The sequence below is a fragment of the Streptomyces sp. NBC_01341 genome, from assembly GCF_035946055.1.
Taxonomy (GTDB): Bacteria; Actinomycetota; Actinomycetes; order Streptomycetales; family Streptomycetaceae; genus Streptomyces.
Map to the genome: position 1 here is coordinate 3,952,365 of NZ_CP108364.1, position 16,158 is coordinate 3,968,522.

Sequence of the window (16,158 nt, forward strand, 5' to 3'; positions counted from 1 at the left end):
GCATGGCTGGTGAGGCGCGGGAGAATCTGACGTACGAGGCCTTCGGGACCGCCGTGCGCGAGCTGGCCCAGGCGGTCGCCGACGACGGCTACGAACCGGACGTCGTGCTGAGCATCGCGCGCGGCGGCGTATTCGTCGCGGGTGGTCTGGCGTATGCCCTGGACTGCAAGAACATCCACCTGGTGAACGTCGAGTTCTACACCGGCGTGGGCACCACCCTGGAAATGCCCGTCATGCTGGCACCCGTCCCGAACGCGATCGACTTCACGCGCAAGAAGGTCCTGATCGCCGACGACGTCGCCGACACCGGCAAGACGCTGAAGCTCGTCCGCGACTTCTGCGTGGACCATGTCGCCGAGGTGCGCAGCGCGGTCATCTACGAGAAGTCGCAGTCGCTCGTGAAGTGCGAATACGTGTGGAAGAAGACCGATCAGTGGATCAACTTCCCGTGGAGCGTGGAAAAGCCCGTCGTGCGTCGTGAAGGGCAGATTCTCGACTCGTAGAGCATCAGCGGGAACGGAAGGGCAGAGCGGAAAAGGGCTCCCGGTGCCTGGCACCGGGAGCCCTTTTCTCGTCCGCCTGTCACATCGTGCCGCGTGCGTCAGATCGTGCCGAGCTTGATGATCGACAGCAGGGCGACCAGCTGGATCGCGGAGGCGCCGAGTGCCTTCGGCCAGGGCAGGTCGTGCGACTTGCTCACCATGGAGGTGAACAGTGCTCCGGCGGCCAGCCAGGTGACCCATCCGAGGATCTGGACCAGGGAGTTCTCGCCGCCCAGGAAGAGGGCGAACACCAGGCGGGGTGCGTCCGTGATCGACATGATGAGCATCGACAGGCCCACGGTGGGCTGCCAGGAGCCGGTGCCGCCGAGCTGACGGGCCAGAGTGTGGGTGACCGCGCCGAGGACCAGGCCACCGACGACGAAGCCGATGCCGGTGAAGATGACGTACGGGGCGGCCGTGGAGACCTCCGCGTGGATCGCCTCGTCGCGGGCCTGGTCGAAGCCGAAGAGCGCGAGCAGTCCGTAGACGAACGTGACGACGATCGCGGGGCCCCAGACGGGGTAGTCGCGCATCTGCCAGAACGTCGGCCCGGGGCGCATCACGATGCCGCTCAGCAGTTGCTTCCAGGGGAGCCGCGGGCCCGAGGGCTGTGCGGGGGCCTGGCCGGCCTGGTAGGTGTTCCCGTCGCCGTACGCGTCCTCGTCGATGCTGAACGCCTGGGTGTGTCCAGGTGCGTTGGCGTACGGGTCGTGCTGCGCGGGCTGCTGGTACGGGTCGCCGAAGTACTCCGGTTCGCCGTGCCCGCCGCCGCGCCCGCCTCCCTGCCCGTGACCACCCCCGTGTCCGTTGCCGCCGTGCCCGCCGCCGTACGGGCCGCCCTGGGGGCCGCCGCGCGATGCGCCGCCGCCACCTGCCGGGGGCCACGACTGACGGCCGTAGGGCGGCGATGGTGCCTGCGCGCCGTACGGCTGTTGCTGCTGCGGGTGTTGTTGCGGTGTGCGGTTGTCCCGGCCGCGTCCGATCCTGAATCCAGCCACACATCGAACGTACCTGGTCCATGTGGGTGCGGTGTGTGGGCCGGGGGAACAGGGGCGCCTTTGCGGCCTAGCTGTGACATCCCCTAAGGGGTCCCCGGGGGGTCAGCCCCACCCGGGACGGTCCCGGAGGCACCGATGCGGAAGGCCCCGGACGCACGGAAGCGGCCGATCCTGCCCCCGAGGCAGGTCCGGCCGCTTCCGTGCGGCAGGTGAGCGCCGGCTACTTCACCGGCTCCGGCTCCGGACGGTCGGCCGTCTCCGGCTCGTCCGCCGGGTCGGCAGGGGTCTTCACCGACTCCAGCAGCAGCTGAGAGACGTCGACCACCTGGATCGACTCCTTCGCCTGGCCGTCGTTCTTCTTGCCGTTGACCGAGTCGGTCAGCATGACGAGGCAGAACGGGCAGGCCGTGGAGACGATGTCCGGGTTGAGGGAGAGGGCTTCGTCGACGCGCTCGTTGTTGATGCGCTTGCCGATCCGCTCCTCCATCCACATCCGGGCACCACCGGCGCCGCAGCAGAAGCCGCGCTCCTTGTGCCGGTGCATCTCCTCGTTCCGCAGACCCGGCACCTTCGCGATGATCTCGCGCGGGGGCGTGTAGATCTTGTTGTGACGGCCCAGGTAGCAGGGGTCGTGGTACGTGATCAGACCCTCGACCGGCGTCACCGGGATCAGCTTGCCCTCGTCCACCAGGTGCTGGAGCAGCTGCGTGTGGTGGATGACCTCGTACTCTCCGCCGAGTTGCGGGTACTCGTTCGCGATCGTGTTGAAGCAGTGCGGGCAGGTCGCGACGATCTTCTTCGCGGACTTGGCCTTCTTCGTCGAGTCGTCCTCGTCATCCTCACCGAACGCCATGTTCAGCATCGCGACGTTCTCCTGGCCGAGCTGCTGGAACAGCGGCTCGTTGCCGAGGCGGCGGGCGGAGTCACCGGTGCACTTCTCGTCGCCGCCCATGATCGCGAACTTGACGCCCGCGATGTGGAGGAGCTCCGCGAAGGCCTTCGTGGTCTTCTTGGCGCGGTCCTCGAGGGCGCCCGCGCAGCCGACCCAGTAGAGGTAGTCGACCTCGCCGAGGTCCTCGACGTCCTTGCCCACGATCGGGACCTCGAAGTCGACCTCCTTGGTCCACTCGACGCGCTGCTTCTTGGCGAGCCCCCAGGGGTTGCCCTTCTTCTCCAGGTTCTTGAGCATCGTGCCCGCCTCGGACGGGAACGCGGACTCGATCATCACCTGGTAGCGGCGCATGTCGACGATGTGGTCGATGTGCTCGATGTCGACCGGGCACTGCTCCACGCACGCACCGCAGGTGGTGCAGGACCAGAGCACGTCCGGGTCGATGACGCCGTTCTCCTCCAGCGTCCCGACGAGGGGGCGCTCGGCCTCGGCGAGGGCCGACGCGGGGACGTCCTTCAGGGCCTCGGCGGAGGCCTTCTCGTTGCCCTCCATGTCCTTGCCGCCGCCCGCCAGCAGGTACGGGGCCTTGGCGTGCGCGTGGTCACGCAGGGACATGATCAGGAGCTTCGGGGACAGCGGCTTGCCGGTGTTCCAGGCGGGGCACTGCGACTGGCAGCGACCGCACTCGGTGCACGTGGAGAAGTCGAGGATGCCCTTCCAGGAGAACTGCTCGACCTGGGAGACACCGAAGGTGTCGTCCTCGCCCGGGTCCTCCCAGTCGATCTCCTTGCCGCCGCTGGTCATCGGCTGCAGGGCGCCGAGCGCGACCGCGCCGTCGGCGTTCCGCTTGAACCAGATGTTCGGGAAACCGAGGAAGCGGTGCCAGGCCACACCCATGTTGGTGTTGAGCGAGACCGTGATCATCCAGATCAGCGAGACGCCGATCTTCACCATCGCGGTGAAGTAGATGAGGTTCTGGAGGGTGCCGAGCGCCAGGCCCTTGAAGGCGAGGACGAGCGGATACGAGACGAAGTACGCGGCCTCGTAGCCCTCGACGTGGTGGATCGCGCCTTCGAGGCCGCGCAGGGTGAGGATCGCCAGGCCGATGACGAGGATGACGTACTCGACGAAGTACGCCTGCCAGGCCTTGGAGCCGGCGAAGCGGGACTTGCGGCCGGCCCGGGAGGGCAGGTTCAGCAGCCGGATCGCCATCAGGGTGACGATGCCGAGGACGGTCATGATGCCGATGAACTCGATGTAGAGCTCGAACGGCAGCCAGTCGCCGATGATCGGCAGCACCCAGTCGGCCTGGAAGAGCTGTCCGTACGCCTGGAGCAGCGTCGGCGGCAGTGTCAGGAAGCCGATCGCGACGAACCAGTGGGCGAAACCGACGATTCCCCACCGGTTCATCCGGGTGTGGCCGAGGAATTCCTTGACCAGGGTGATCGTGCGCTGCTTGGGATCGTCGGTGCGGCTGCCTGCCGGTACCGGCTGTCCGAGACGGACGAACCGGTAGATCTGCGCGACGGCTCGGACGATGAGCGCAACGCCGACGACGGTCAGCACCAGCGACACGATGATCGCGGCGAGTTGCATTTGGGGGCTCCTCGGGCCTGCGAGGGTGGGATCCAGCGCGTACAAGTGATTACTAAGCAGTAACTTAATCAGTCTGTGCTGACACTATCCACTTATTCCGCCACGCTGTAGCCGGGCAGGCGGTGATCTGTGTCGCTCAGGTGAGCCTTTCCCGGCAGCCTCAGAGCACTCAGGCCCGTGCGCAGGGGGATGCGGACGGATTGCGCCAGGATCGCCAGGTCGAGCCCCGCTCCATGATGCTCCGTGTAGTGCGCGTCCAGGAGGGCGGGTTCGTCCCAGGGCATTCCGGACCGGGCGCGCACCTGCGCCAGGCCGGTCAGGCCGGGCCGCACGGTGTGCCGCCAGCGCGACGCCGCGGCTCCGAGGAGTGCGGCCTGGTCCGGGGTGAGGGGCGCCGGGCCCACCATGGAGAGCTCTCCCCGTACGACGTGGGGCAGCCGGGACAGCAGGTCGAAACGGCACCGGCGGGTGCTCAGTGAGCGCAGCTCGAAGAGGCGGCCCCCCAGGCCCACCCTGGTCTCGCGTCGCACCACGCCTACGGGGCCGCCGCGCCGGCGGAGGGCGAGACCGGCGGCGGCGACCGCGAGGGCTGGGGTGGCGAGGAGCAGCAGGGTCGAGCCGAGCAACAGGTCCAGCGCCCGCTTGACGGTCAGGGCGGCGAGTGCGGCGGTCGCCTGCCCGGCGGTGTGGCGCGCCGCCCGCACCGGCGCCGAGGTCGCGAGGTGCCGTGTCCTTCGTGCCGCAGTCTGCTTCGCGTTCCGCATTGCACCTGCCCGGGATCGGTGACGCGCCGTTATGACCGTCTCGCTGCATTTTGTGACAGAACGATCCCACGGTGCGATGGTGGCAGGGGTTGTTGTGGCGTGGGCCGCATCCCGGGTGTCGCGGATTCGTCGGGGAGGATCGCGGCCGGTGGGCGCGCCGGAGCGGCCCCTGCGTGTTGGATCTCGATAAAAACGCCAGTTCAGGTGGTCTATGAGCACATAAGTTGAGCGTAAGTCGCTCAGGTCCTTTGACTCCGCGGTGGGTGTCATGCATCCTTGAGTCAGATCCACTCAAGTAGTCAGTTGGAGGAATTGAAATGGCACGTGCGGTCGGCATCGACCTGGGCACGACTAACTCCGTCGTCAGCGTTCTGGAAGGCGGCGAGCCCACCGTCATCACCAACGCCGAAGGCGCCAGGACCACGCCGTCCGTCGTCGCCTTCGCGAAGAACGGCGAAGTGCTCGTCGGCGAGGTGGCCAAGCGCCAGGCGGTCACCAACGTCGACAGGACGATCCGTTCGGTCAAGCGCCACATGGGCACGGACTGGAAGATCGACCTCGACGGCAAGAGCTTCAACCCGCAGCAGATGAGCGCCTTCATCCTGCAGAAGCTGAAGCGCGACGCCGAGGCGTACCTGGGTGAGAAGGTCGCGGACGCGGTCATCACCGTCCCGGCCTACTTCAACGACTCGGAGCGTCAGGCGACGAAGGAGGCCGGCGAGATCGCGGGCCTGAACGTCCTGCGCATCGTCAACGAGCCGACCGCCGCCGCGCTGGCGTACGGCCTGGACAAGGACGACCAGACGATCCTCGTCTTCGACCTCGGTGGCGGCACCTTCGACGTGTCCCTCCTGGAGATCGGTGACGGCGTCGTCGAGGTGAAGGCCACCAACGGTGACAACCACCTCGGTGGCGACGACTGGGACCAGCGGGTCGTCGACTACCTGGTGAAGCAGTTCGCCAACGGGCACGGCGTGGACCTGTCCAAGGACAAGATGGCTCTCCAGCGTCTCCGCGAGGCCGCGGAGAAGGCGAAGATCGAGCTGTCGTCCTCGACCGAGACCACGATCAACCTGCCCTACATCACGGCGTCCGCCGAGGGCCCGCTGCACCTGGACGAGAAGCTCACGCGCTCGCAGTTCCAGCAGCTGACCGCGGACCTCCTGGACCGCTGCAAGAACCCGTTCCACAACGTCATCAAGGACGCGGGCATCCAGCTCTCCGAGATCGACCACGTCGTTCTCGTCGGTGGCTCGACCCGTATGCCGGCCGTCGCCGAGCTCGTCAAGGAGCTCACGGGCGGCCAGGACGCCAACAAGGGTGTGAACCCGGACGAGGTCGTCGCCATCGGCGCCTCGCTCCAGGCCGGTGTCCTCAAGGGCGAGGTCAAGGACGTCCTGCTCCTCGACGTCACCCCGCTGTCCCTCGGCATCGAGACCAAGGGAGGGATCATGACCAAGCTCATCGAGCGCAACACCACGATCCCGACCAAGCGCTCCGAGATCTTCACGACGGCCGAGGACAACCAGCCGTCCGTGCAGATCCAGGTCTACCAGGGCGAGCGCGAGATCGCGGCGTACAACAAGAAGCTCGGGATGTTCGAGCTCACCGGCCTGCCGCCGGCCCCGCGCGGTGTGCCGCAGATCGAGGTCGCGTTCGACATCGACGCCAACGGCATCATGCACGTCGCCGCCAAGGACCTCGGCACCGGCAAGGAGCAGAAGATGACCGTCACCGGTGGCTCCTCGCTGCCGAAGGACGAGGTCAACCGGATGCGCGAAGAGGCCGAGCAGTACGCCGACGAGGACCACCGCCGCCGTGAGGCAGCCGAGTCCCGCAACCAGGGCGAGCAGCTCGTCTACCAGACGGAGAAGTTCCTCAAGGACAACGAGGACAAGGTCCCCGGTGACGTCAAGGCCGAGGTGGAGACCGCGCTCACCGAGCTGAAGGAGAAGCTCAAGGGCGAGTCCGGCGAGGGCGACAACACAGCCGAGATCCGCACCGCCACCGAGAAGGTCGCGGCCGTCTCCCAGAAGCTGGGCCAGGCGATGTACGCCAACACCCAGTCCGAGGGTGCGACGCCGGGTGCCGAGGCACCGGGCGACGGCCAGGGCCGCGCCGACGACGACGTCGTCGACGCCGAGATCGTGGACGACGAGAAGGACAACAAGGGCGGTGCGGTGTGACCGAGGAGACTCCGGGCTTCGACGAGAAGCCTGACGTCCCCTCCGGCGCCAGTGCCGACGACGCCGAGCCGAAGGCCGCCTCCCCCTCCGAGGAGGAGGCGGCGGCCCCGGCCGGGGACGTACAGCAGACAGCGGCCCTGACGGCCCAGCTGGACCAGGTGCGTACCGCGCTCAACGAGCGCACGGGCGACCTCCAGCGGCTGCAGGCCGAGTACCAGAACTACCGTCGCCGCGTCGAGCGCGACCGGGTGCAGGTCAAGGAGGTCGCGGTCGCGGGCCTTCTGAGCGAGCTGCTTCCCGTCCTCGACGACGTCGGCCGGGCCCGCGAGCACGGCGAGCTCGTGGGCGGCTTCAAGTCGGTGGCCGAATCCCTGGAGACGGTCGTCGCGAAGCTGGGCCTCCAGCAGTTCGGCAAGGAGGGCGAGCCCTTCGACCCGACGATCCACGAGGCCCTGATGCACTCGTACGCGCCGGACGTCACCGAGACGACCTGCGTGGCGATCCTGCAGCCCGGGTACCGCATCGGGGAGCGCACCATCCGCCCCGCGCGGGTGGCCGTGGCCGAACCGCAGCCGGGCGCCACGCCCGGGGCGGCGAAGGAAGAGAAGGCAGACGACGAGGAGAGCGGTGGCACCGAAGAGGTCTGACATCGAGTCCGACCACTGCGGTGAACACCGACGAGGCGTGCGGCCGGCCAAGGGGCCGGCCGCACGGCCTGTCGTCCGGAAGGAGGGACGTCGATGAGCACGAAGGACTTCGTCGAGAAGGACTACTACAAGGTCCTCGGCGTCCCGAAGGACGCCACCGACGCCGAGGTGAAGAAGGCGTACCGGAAGCTGGCGCGCGAGTTCCACCCCGACGCCAACAAGGGTGACGCCAAGGCGGAGGAGCGCTTCAAGCAGATCTCCGAGGCGAACGACGTCCTCGGCGACCCGAAGAAGCGCAAGGAGTACGACGAGGCGCGCGCCCTCTTCGGCAACGGAGGCTTCCGGGCCGGGCCCGGCGGCGCGGGCGGCAATTTCAACTTCGACCTGGGCGACCTCTTCGGAGGCGCGCCGGGTGGCGGACAGGCGGGTCCCGGAGCCGGCGGGTTCGGTGGCGGCGGCGGCCTGGGCGACGTCTTCGGCGGGCTGTTCAACCGGGGCGGCGGGGGCACGCGTGTCCAGCCGCGCCGGGGACAGGACATCGAGTCCGAGGTGACGCTGAGCTTCACCGAGGCGGTCGACGGGGCCACGGTCCCACTGCGGATGTCCAGCCAGGCCCCCTGCAAGGCATGCTCGGGCACCGGCGACAAGAACGGCACCCCGAGGGTCTGCCCCACCTGTGTCGGCACCGGTCAGGTGTCGCGCGGGACGGGCGGCGGGTTCTCGCTCACCGATCCCTGCGTGGACTGCAAGGGCCGGGGCCTCATCGCCCAGGACCCCTGCGACGTCTGCAAGGGCAGCGGCCGGGCCAAGTCCGCCCGCACGATGCAGGTCCGCATCCCCGCGGGCGTGCTGGACGGCCAGCGGATCCGGCTGCGCGGCAAGGGCAGCCCGGGCGAGCGCGGCGGCCCGGCCGGTGACCTGTACGTCGTCGTCCACGTCGACGCCCACCCGGTGTTCGGCCGCAGGGGCGACAACCTCACGATCACCGTGCCCGTCACCTACCCGGAGGCGGCGCTCGGCGGCGAGGTGAAGGTGCCCACCCTCGGCGGGCCCCCGGTCACCCTGAAACTCCCGGCCGGCACGCCGAACGGGCGTACCATGCGGGCCCGTGGCAAGGGCGCCGTGCGCAAGGACGGCACCCGTGGCGACCTCCTGGTCACCGTCGAGGTGTCCGTGCCCACGGAGCTCGGCACCGAGGCGCGGGACGCGCTGGAGGCGTACCGGAAGGCGACCGCGGGGGAGGACCCGCGGGCGGAGCTGTTCCAGGCTGCGAAGGGAGCTTGAGATGGACGGTCGTCGACGTAATCCGTACCAGCTGACCGACGAATCACCGGTGTACGTGATCTCGATCGCGGCTCAGCTCTCGGGCCTGCACCCGCAGACGCTGCGCCAGTACGACCGTCTGGGTCTGGTCTCTCCCGACCGCACGGCCGGGCGCGGGCGGCGCTATTCGGCCCGCGACATCGAACTGCTCCGGACCGTGCAGCAGTTGTCGCAGGACGAGGGCATCAACCTCGCCGGCATCAAGCGCATCATCGAGCTGGAGAACCAGGTCGCCGCGCTCCAGCAGCGCGTCGCCGAGCTCTCGGCGGCGGTGGACGGGGCGGCCGTGGCCATGCAGCAGCGCGAGGCCCAGGTGCACGCCTCCTACCGGCGCGACCTCGTGCCGTACCAGGACGTGCAGCAGAGCGGTGCCCTGGTGGTGTGGCGGCCCAAGCGGCCGAAGGACTGAGCGAGGCCATGACGGGGCCCGCCCGGAGGAGTCCTCGGACTCCTCCGGGCGGGCCCCTTTCGCGTGGCGCCAGGGCGCCCGTGACGCGTCGTGGACCCGGATCGGGCGGGTGACGGGGCGGGCGCGCCGTCAGGAGTCCTGGTCCAGGAGTCCCGACCGTGCGATCAGGTAGCCGAGCTGGGCGCGGCTTGTGCTGCCGAGCGTCGCGGACAGCTTGGCGACGTGGGCCCGGCAGGTGCGCACGTTCATGCCGAGGCGGCGGGCGATCGAGTCGTCCACGTGTCCCTCGACGAGGAGTTGGGCTATGGAGCGCTGCACACCGCTGATGCCCTTGGTCGGTGGGTCGTACCCGGCCTCCCCGAGCAGCGGGGACGCGCGGCTCCACAGCTGTTCGAAGACCTTGACCAGGTAGTTGACGAGCCCGGGGTGACGGAGTTCGAGTGCGACCTGGTCGTCGTTCTGCGCGGGTATGAAGGCCACGGTCCGGTCGAAGACGAGGAGGCGCTCGATGAGTTCCTCCAGGGTGCGGATCTCCACCTTGTCCTGGGCCAGGCGGGCGGCGTACGCGAGGGTGCCCTGACTGTGCCGGACGGTGTGCTGGTACAGCGTGCGCATGCTGACGCCGCGGTTGACGACCGTCAGGGCGCGCTCCAGGCCCTCGCTGAGGCGGTCCTCGCCCCGGTCACCGCCCGGCTGGACGGTGAGCACCTCCGTACGGCATTCGGCGGTCGCGAGGTCGAGCGCCGCGTTGATCCGGTTGCCGCCCTCCAGCACCGTGATGGCGTGGGTGGTCGGCGGGTCCTGGGCGCTGATGTCCATGAACGGTTCGAAGGACTCCGCGAGCTCGACGGAGCGCCGCCGGCGTTCCTTGATCTCCCGTTCCAGGGGGTGCAGGCGCTGGGCCAGAGCGGCGGAGGGAGGGACGGGCCTGAGCCACGTCGTGTCGTCCGGGTCGGGGTGCAGGAGCGCGAAGTCCATCAGGCAGGGGGCGGGGTGGACCTCGGCGCGCGAAATCCGGCCGGAACGCAGGGCGCTGGCGTAGAGGCGCTTTCCCTCCTCGCACAGGTCGGTGACCCCGTGAGGATGTATCCCTATTGTGCTGCTTGTGGTCATATCTCCACCCCCCATGTTCCTGAACATGCAGGAACATGATGCATCGTCCCCGTGGCGTTGTGGGGTCCTGGTAAGACATCGTCGTGGATGCGGGGGAGAGGAATCCACAAGTGAGGACGAAGCCGACTATGGATAAGCGAATGCTTCGCTCGGTGCTTGCCGCCGCTTTCGTCGCGGCCCTGGGCCTTGGCGTGGCGGGCGGGGCGGCAGGAACCGGCGAGATCAGTTGGTCGGAGCGGGCGGCGGCGCCGGGTGAGATCAGCTGGTCCGTACAGGCGGGGTCGGCGCCCGGCGAGATCAGCTGGGGCATGCCGGCCGGCGCGCCCGGCGAGATCAGCTGGTCCGTGCAAGCGGCAGGCGCGCCCGGTGAGATCAGCTGGGGTACGCCCGCTGCGGCCCCGGGTGAGATCAGCTGGAGCACTCCGACGGGTGCGGCAGGCGCATGACCACGCCTCCGGACGACCGAACCTTCCGGCGGGAGATGGCTACGGCGTACCGCTCAGGGTGGCATTTCATCGATCTGCTCACGGCACTTACCCGCCCGGGCGATTCGTTGATGGTCACCCTGTTCGGAGAACCGGTCGTCGTGGTGATGGAGGCGGACGACGAAATCCGCGCCTATCGCTGTCTCCGCCGGCCGCGCGGTGCTCCACAGCCCGTTCGCTGCGCCGTGCGGTACGGCATGATTTTCGTCAATCTTGATCAGCGGGACCATGAGCTGTTCGAACCAGAGACCATTTCCGCCACCCCCCGCAGTGCCTGAACGATTCCCCCGTCGTTCCAAATCGTTCCGGCACTTCCCCCACACAACGGCGCCATCGTGACCTGAACACGATGGCGCCGTTGTGCTGTCCGGAATCATGGCGGACGGAATGCGGAAAGCGGGCTGAATTCTTCAGCCCTTTCCGAGCGCCCTGTCCACGGCGATCTCGATGACGACGCGCTCGGGGTTGTGCCTCGGGGTGCGCTCGTACCGCTCCGCGTAGCGCCGCACGGCGTCCTGCACCTCCTCGGGGTCCGTACGGACCACCGCGGTGCCCTCCAGCGTCGCCCAGCGGCGTCCCTGGATCTGGCAGACCGCCACCCGTGCACCCCCCGGGCCGGCGGCGAGGACGTTGGCGGCCTTCCTGGTGTTCCCGCCGGTGATGACGCGGGCGATCCGGGTCTCCGGGTCGTACGTCACGCCGACCGGCACCACATGCGGCGTGCCGTCCGGGCGGAGCGTGGTCAGGGTGCACACGTGGCGCTCCCGCCAGAAGGCGAGGTACTCGGGGCCGGGGTTGCGTACGTCAGGCATGGGGTCAGCCTAGAGACATCGGGGATTCGGGCCCGGGCAGGGCGCATCCTCAGGCTTGAGTGGAATAGACTCAACTTTGTACCCGTTGTTCGAGTCATAGCGCAGGACCATCACGAGGAGGAGACGACGCCCGTGGACGCCGAGCTGACCAACAAGAGCCGCGACGCCCTCAACGCCGCCACGAGCAGGGCCGTCAAGGACGGCCACGCCGATCTGACCCCCGGGCATCTGCTGCTGGCGCTGCTCGCGGGCGAGGACAACGCGAACATCACCGACCTGCTGGCCTCCGTCGAGGCCGACCAGGCGACCGTGCGCGCCGAGACCGAGCGGCTCCTCGGCGCGCTGCCGAGTGTCACCGGGTCGACCGTCGCCCCGCCGCAGCCGAGCCGCGAGCTGCTCGCCGTCCTCGCCGACGCCGACCAGCGCGCCAAGGAACTCGGCGACGACTACCTCTCGACCGAGCACCTGCTGATCGCCGTCGCGGCGAAGGGCGGCCGCGCCGGTGAGATCCTCGACGGACAGGGTGCCGGCGCGAAGAAGCTGCTGGACGCATTCGAGAAGAGCAGGGGAGGGCGCCGGGTGACCACTCCCGACCCCGAGGGGCAGTACAAGGCACTGGAGAAGTTCGGCACCGACTTCACGGCCGCGGCACGCGAGGGCAAGCTCGACCCGGTCATCGGCCGGGACCAGGAGATCCGCCGCGTCGTACAGGTGCTTTCCCGCCGTACGAAGAACAACCCGGTGCTCATCGGCGAGCCCGGCGTCGGCAAGACGGCCGTCGTCGAGGGCCTCGCCCAGCGCATCGTCAAGGGTGACGTCCCCGAGTCCCTGAGGAACAAGCGGCTCGTCTCGCTGGACCTCGGCGCGATGGTCGCCGGCGCCAAGTACCGCGGTGAGTTCGAGGAACGCCTCAAGACCGTCCTCTCCGAGATCAAGGAGAGCGACGGCCAGGTCATCACCTTCATCGACGAGCTGCACACCGTCGTCGGCGCGGGCGCCGGGGGCGACTCCGCGATGGACGCCGGCAACATGCTCAAGCCGATGCTCGCCCGCGGTGAGCTCCGCATGGTCGGTGCCACCACGCTGGACGAGTACCGCGAGCGCATCGAGAAGGACCCCGCGCTGGAGCGCCGCTTCCAGCAGGTCCTGGTGGCCGAACCGTCCGTCGAGGACACCATCGCCATCCTGCGCGGCCTCAAGGGGCGCTACGAGGCGCACCACAAGGTCCAGATCGCCGACTCCTCGCTGGTGGCCGCGGCGACGCTCTCCGACCGCTACATCACGTCCCGCTTCCTGCCCGACAAGGCCATCGACCTGGTCGACGAGGCGGCGTCGCGGCTCCGCATGGAGATCGACTCCTCACCCCTGGAGATCGACGAGCTCCAGCGGTCCGTCGACCGTCTGCACATGGAGGAGCTGGCTCTCAAGAACGAGAGCGACCAGGGCTCCAAGCAGCGCCTCGAGAAGATCCGCCGCGACCTCGCCGACAAGGAGGAGGAGCTGCGCGGTCTCACGGCCCGCTGGGAGAAGGAGAAGCAGGGCCTCAACCGCGTGGGTGAGCTCAAGGAGCGCCTCGACGAACTGCGTGGCCAGGCCGAGCGCGCCCAGCGCGACGGCGACTTCGACACCGCCTCCAAGCTGCTGTACGGGGAGATCCCCGGCCTGGAGCGGGAGCTGGCGGAAGCCGACGAGGCCGAGCAGGAGGCCGCCGTCGACACCATGGTCAAGGAGGAGGTCGGCCCGGACGACATCGCCGACGTGGTCGGTGCCTGGACGGGCATCCCTGCCGGGCGTCTCCTGGAGGGCGAGACCCAGAAGCTGCTGCGCATGGAGTCCGAGCTGGGCAGGCGCCTCATCGGCCAGACCGAGGCCGTCCGCTCCGTGTCGGACGCGGTGCGCCGCACGCGCGCGGGGATCGCCGACCCCGACCGGCCCACCGGTTCCTTCCTCTTCCTCGGTCCGACCGGTGTCGGCAAGACGGAGCTGGCCAAGGCGCTCGCGGACTTCCTGTTCGACGACGAGCGGGCCATGATCCGCATCGACATGAGCGAGTACAGCGAGAAGCACAGCGTCGCCAGGCTCGTCGGTGCCCCGCCCGGCTACGTGGGCTACGAGGAGGGCGGCCAGCTCACGGAGGCGGTCCGCCGCCGTCCGTACAGCGTCGTCCTGCTGGACGAGGTCGAGAAGGCCCATCCCGAGGTCTTCGACATCCTGCTCCAGGTGCTCGACGACGGACGGCTCACCGACGGCCAGGGCCGGACGGTGGACTTCCGCAACACCATCCTGATCCTGACGTCCAACCTCGGCAGCCAGTTCCTGGTCGACCCGTCGGTCGGGCCCGAGGAGAAGGAGGCCCGGGTCCTGGAGGTGGTGCGGGCCTCGTTCAAGCCGGAGTTCCTCAACCGGCTCGACGACCTGGTCGTCTTCTCCGCGCTGTCCGGCGACGAACTGGCGCACATCGCGGGCCTCCAGGTGGCCCGGCTCGCCGCCCGGCTGGCGGACCGCCGGATCGATCTCGACGTCTCCCCGGACGCCCTGGCCTGGCTGGCCGAGGAGGGCAACGACCCGGCGTACGGTGCCCGGCCGCTGCGCCGTCTCATCCAGACGGCGATCGGCGACCGGCTCGCGAAGGAGATCCTCGCGGGCGAGGTCAAGGACGGCGACACGGTCCGGGTGGACCGGGCGGGCGACGGCCTGATCGTGGGAGCCGCGACCGCGGCGAAGACCCTCTAGACCGCGCTTCGTGTCCCCGGCCGGCGGACTTCACGCCCCGGCCGGGGACACGCGTGTGTGCGGCCCCGTCCGCATTTATGCGTGCATCGGGCATGTGTCTTCCCCGGGGTCGCCCATGAAATCGAGCCGAAATTTTACTTTTCGTGGCCGAATGATGGGCGGCCCCCTTCGGGGGCACCACTTTTTGTACCCCGCCGATACATATTGTCACCCTCGATCGCAACAGGGATCCGATGAGAGCGACGCGCCGAGTCCGGCGCGATATCGGGGCACTCCGGACCCTTTTCCCCGTTGTCGGGCAGGGCGGTTTCGAATTCTGGGAACGGTAAGGTACGCGCATGACGGAGCGGATACCTGGCGATATCGGTGCGGAGTCGAAGGATTTCGGAAGTGGCAGTCTCATTCGCCTCAGCGAATTTCGTTTGCTGTGGGCGGCATATGCCCAATCGGTCCTGGGCGACCAGCTGGCGCGGGTCGCGCTGTCGCTGCTGGTCTTCGAACGCACCGAGTCGGCCGGCTGGACGGCGGCGACCTACGCCCTCACGACCCTGCCCGCCCTGCTGTCCGGGGTGCTCCTGACCGGTCTGGCGGACCGGTTCCCCCGGCGCACGGTCATGGTCGGCTGCGACCTGGTGCGCGCCGCCCTCGTCGGCCTGATGGCCCTGCCCGGTACGCCGTTGCCGCTGCTGGCCGGGCTGCTGGTGCTGGCGCAGCTCTGCGAGGCCCCGTTCGGAGCCTCGCAGGGCGCCCTGATGCCGGCCGTGCTCGGCGAGCGCCTCTACGAACGCGGGCAGCGGGTCATCGTGATCACCCACCAGGCCGGGCAGCTGGTCGGCTTCGCCGCGGGCGGCGTGCTGGTCGTGTGGCTGGGCAGTCACCTCTCGCTGGGCCTGAACGCGGCCACGTTCCTGATCTCGGCCGTCCTGATCCGGCTGGGCGTCACGGCGCGGCCGGTGGACGCGGACGCCGGCGCGCGGCCGAAGCGGATGCACATCCAGGTGCGCAGCGCGGCGGCCCTGATCTGGTCGGACCCGCGGCTTCGGTCGCTGGTCGCGCTCGGCTGGCTCGCGGGATTCATCGTGCTCCCGGAGGGTCTTGCCGCACCGTTCGCCGAGGAGGCCGGCGGGAGCGCCGCGTCGGTGGGGCTCCTGCTCGCCGCGCACCCCGCGGGCATGGTCCTGGGCGCCGCGCTGCTGGGGCGGGCGGCCGTGGGAGCGGAGCGCCGCCGGCGGCTGCTCGGGCCGCTCGCCGTGGGGGCGAATCTCCCGCTGCTCGTCTACTGGGCCGGCCCCGGCGTGGCGGTCGCCCTGCTGGTGCTGCTGGTGTCGGGCATCTGCTCGGCGTACCAGATCACCGCGGGGGCGACCTTCGTGATGCTGACCCCGGCCGACCAGCGCGGTCAGGCGCTCGGACTGGCCAGGTCGGGGCTGACCGCCATGCAGGGGATCGGCGTCGCCGCCGGGGGCCTGGTGACGGAGCTGTCCGGGTCCTCGGCCAGGACCATCGGCGGGGCGGGGCTCGTCGGAACGGCCTGCGCGGTCGTGGTCGCGGTCGCGTGGGCGCGCGCCAGGCAGGCGAGCGCGGGGACGATTCCCCTGAGCGCGTAGGACTACAGGCCTCGATCGCGGCTAGGGTCGAAGGCACGCAAACACGTGCGA

At 69.3% G+C, this 16,158-nt stretch carries 14 protein-coding genes; 9 read left to right on the plus strand and 5 right to left on the minus strand.

What is annotated here, in order from left to right:
- The first annotated feature begins 2 nt into the window (after positions 1-2).
- Positions 3-503 (plus strand): phosphoribosyltransferase, encoded by a 501-nt coding sequence (locus tag OG206_RS17470; RefSeq protein ID WP_327117073.1) that lies wholly within the window; start codon positions 3-5, stop codon positions 501-503.
- Between the two features lie 98 nt (positions 504-601).
- On the opposite strand, the gene OG206_RS17475 is transcribed toward OG206_RS17470, so the two are convergent.
- From OG206_RS17475 to OG206_RS17485, 3 genes are all read right to left on the minus strand, one after another.
- The gene (locus tag OG206_RS17475) at positions 602-1,540 is read right to left on the minus strand and encodes a Yip1 family protein (RefSeq protein WP_327117075.1); all 939 of its coding nucleotides are present in this window, start codon (positions 1,538-1,540) and stop codon (positions 602-604) included.
- Between the two features lie 220 nt (positions 1,541-1,760).
- Entirely contained in the window at positions 1,761-4,028 is a 2,268-nt protein-coding gene (locus OG206_RS17480; RefSeq protein ID WP_327117077.1) for a (Fe-S)-binding protein, read from the minus strand.
- A gap of 92 nt (positions 4,029-4,120) precedes the next feature.
- Positions 4,121-4,792 carry a sugar transferase gene (locus OG206_RS17485; RefSeq protein ID WP_327117079.1) on the minus strand — a complete coding sequence of 224 codons (672 nt, stop codon included), beginning with the start codon at positions 4,790-4,792 and terminating at the stop codon, positions 4,121-4,123.
- Between the two features lie 317 nt (positions 4,793-5,109).
- On the opposite strand from OG206_RS17485, the gene dnaK reads away from it, so the two are divergent.
- The 4 genes from dnaK to OG206_RS17505 all read left to right on the plus strand — a co-directional run bounded on the left by dnaK (position 5,110) and on the right by OG206_RS17505 (position 9,357).
- On the plus strand, positions 5,110-6,978 hold the full coding sequence (dnaK, locus tag OG206_RS17490; RefSeq protein ID WP_327117081.1) for a molecular chaperone DnaK: 1,869 nt from the start codon (positions 5,110-5,112) through the stop codon (positions 6,976-6,978).
- Positions 6,975-7,625 (plus strand): nucleotide exchange factor GrpE, encoded by a 651-nt coding sequence (grpE, locus tag OG206_RS17495; RefSeq protein WP_327117083.1) that lies wholly within the window; start codon positions 6,975-6,977, stop codon positions 7,623-7,625. The genes dnaK and grpE overlap by 4 nt, the downstream gene beginning before the upstream one ends.
- 93 nt (positions 7,626-7,718) lie before the next feature.
- Positions 7,719-8,909, plus strand: a complete 1,191-nt coding sequence (dnaJ, locus tag OG206_RS17500) for a molecular chaperone DnaJ (RefSeq protein ID WP_327117085.1) — start codon at positions 7,719-7,721, stop codon at positions 8,907-8,909.
- A 1-nt stretch (position 8,910) separates the two neighbouring features.
- Entirely contained in the window at positions 8,911-9,357 is a 447-nt protein-coding gene (locus OG206_RS17505; RefSeq protein ID WP_327117087.1) for a heat shock protein transcriptional repressor HspR, read from the plus strand.
- A 129-nt stretch (positions 9,358-9,486) separates the two neighbouring features.
- On the opposite strand, the gene OG206_RS17510 is transcribed toward OG206_RS17505, so the two are convergent.
- A complete protein-coding gene (locus tag OG206_RS17510) occupies positions 9,487-10,470 on the minus strand; it encodes a helix-turn-helix transcriptional regulator (protein ID WP_327117089.1) in 984 nt (327 codons plus the stop codon).
- 140 nt (positions 10,471-10,610) lie between these two features.
- Between OG206_RS17510 and OG206_RS17515 the strand changes: the two genes are divergently transcribed.
- Entirely contained in the window at positions 10,611-10,916 is a 306-nt protein-coding gene (locus OG206_RS17515; RefSeq protein WP_327117091.1) for a 5'-nucleotidase, read from the plus strand.
- Positions 10,913-11,233: a (2Fe-2S)-binding protein gene (locus OG206_RS17520; RefSeq protein ID WP_327117093.1), complete on the plus strand. Its 321-nt coding sequence runs from the start codon at positions 10,913-10,915 to the stop codon at positions 11,231-11,233. The genes OG206_RS17515 and OG206_RS17520 overlap by 4 nt, the downstream gene beginning before the upstream one ends.
- Positions 11,234-11,365: 132 nt before the next feature.
- Here OG206_RS17520 and OG206_RS17525 read toward each other — a convergent pair whose 3' ends face one another.
- Positions 11,366-11,767 (minus strand): pyridoxamine 5'-phosphate oxidase family protein, encoded by a 402-nt coding sequence (locus OG206_RS17525; protein WP_327117095.1) that lies wholly within the window; start codon positions 11,765-11,767, stop codon positions 11,366-11,368.
- 132 nt (positions 11,768-11,899) lie between these two features.
- Between OG206_RS17525 and clpB the strand changes: the two genes are divergently transcribed.
- Positions 11,900-14,500 (plus strand): ATP-dependent chaperone ClpB, encoded by a 2,601-nt coding sequence (clpB, locus tag OG206_RS17530; protein WP_327117097.1) that lies wholly within the window; start codon positions 11,900-11,902, stop codon positions 14,498-14,500.
- A 422-nt stretch (positions 14,501-14,922) separates the two neighbouring features.
- Positions 14,923-16,107 carry an MFS transporter gene (locus OG206_RS17535; protein ID WP_327117099.1) on the plus strand — a complete coding sequence of 395 codons (1,185 nt, stop codon included), beginning with the start codon at positions 14,923-14,925 and terminating at the stop codon, positions 16,105-16,107.
- Positions 16,108-16,158 lie beyond the last annotated feature (51 nt).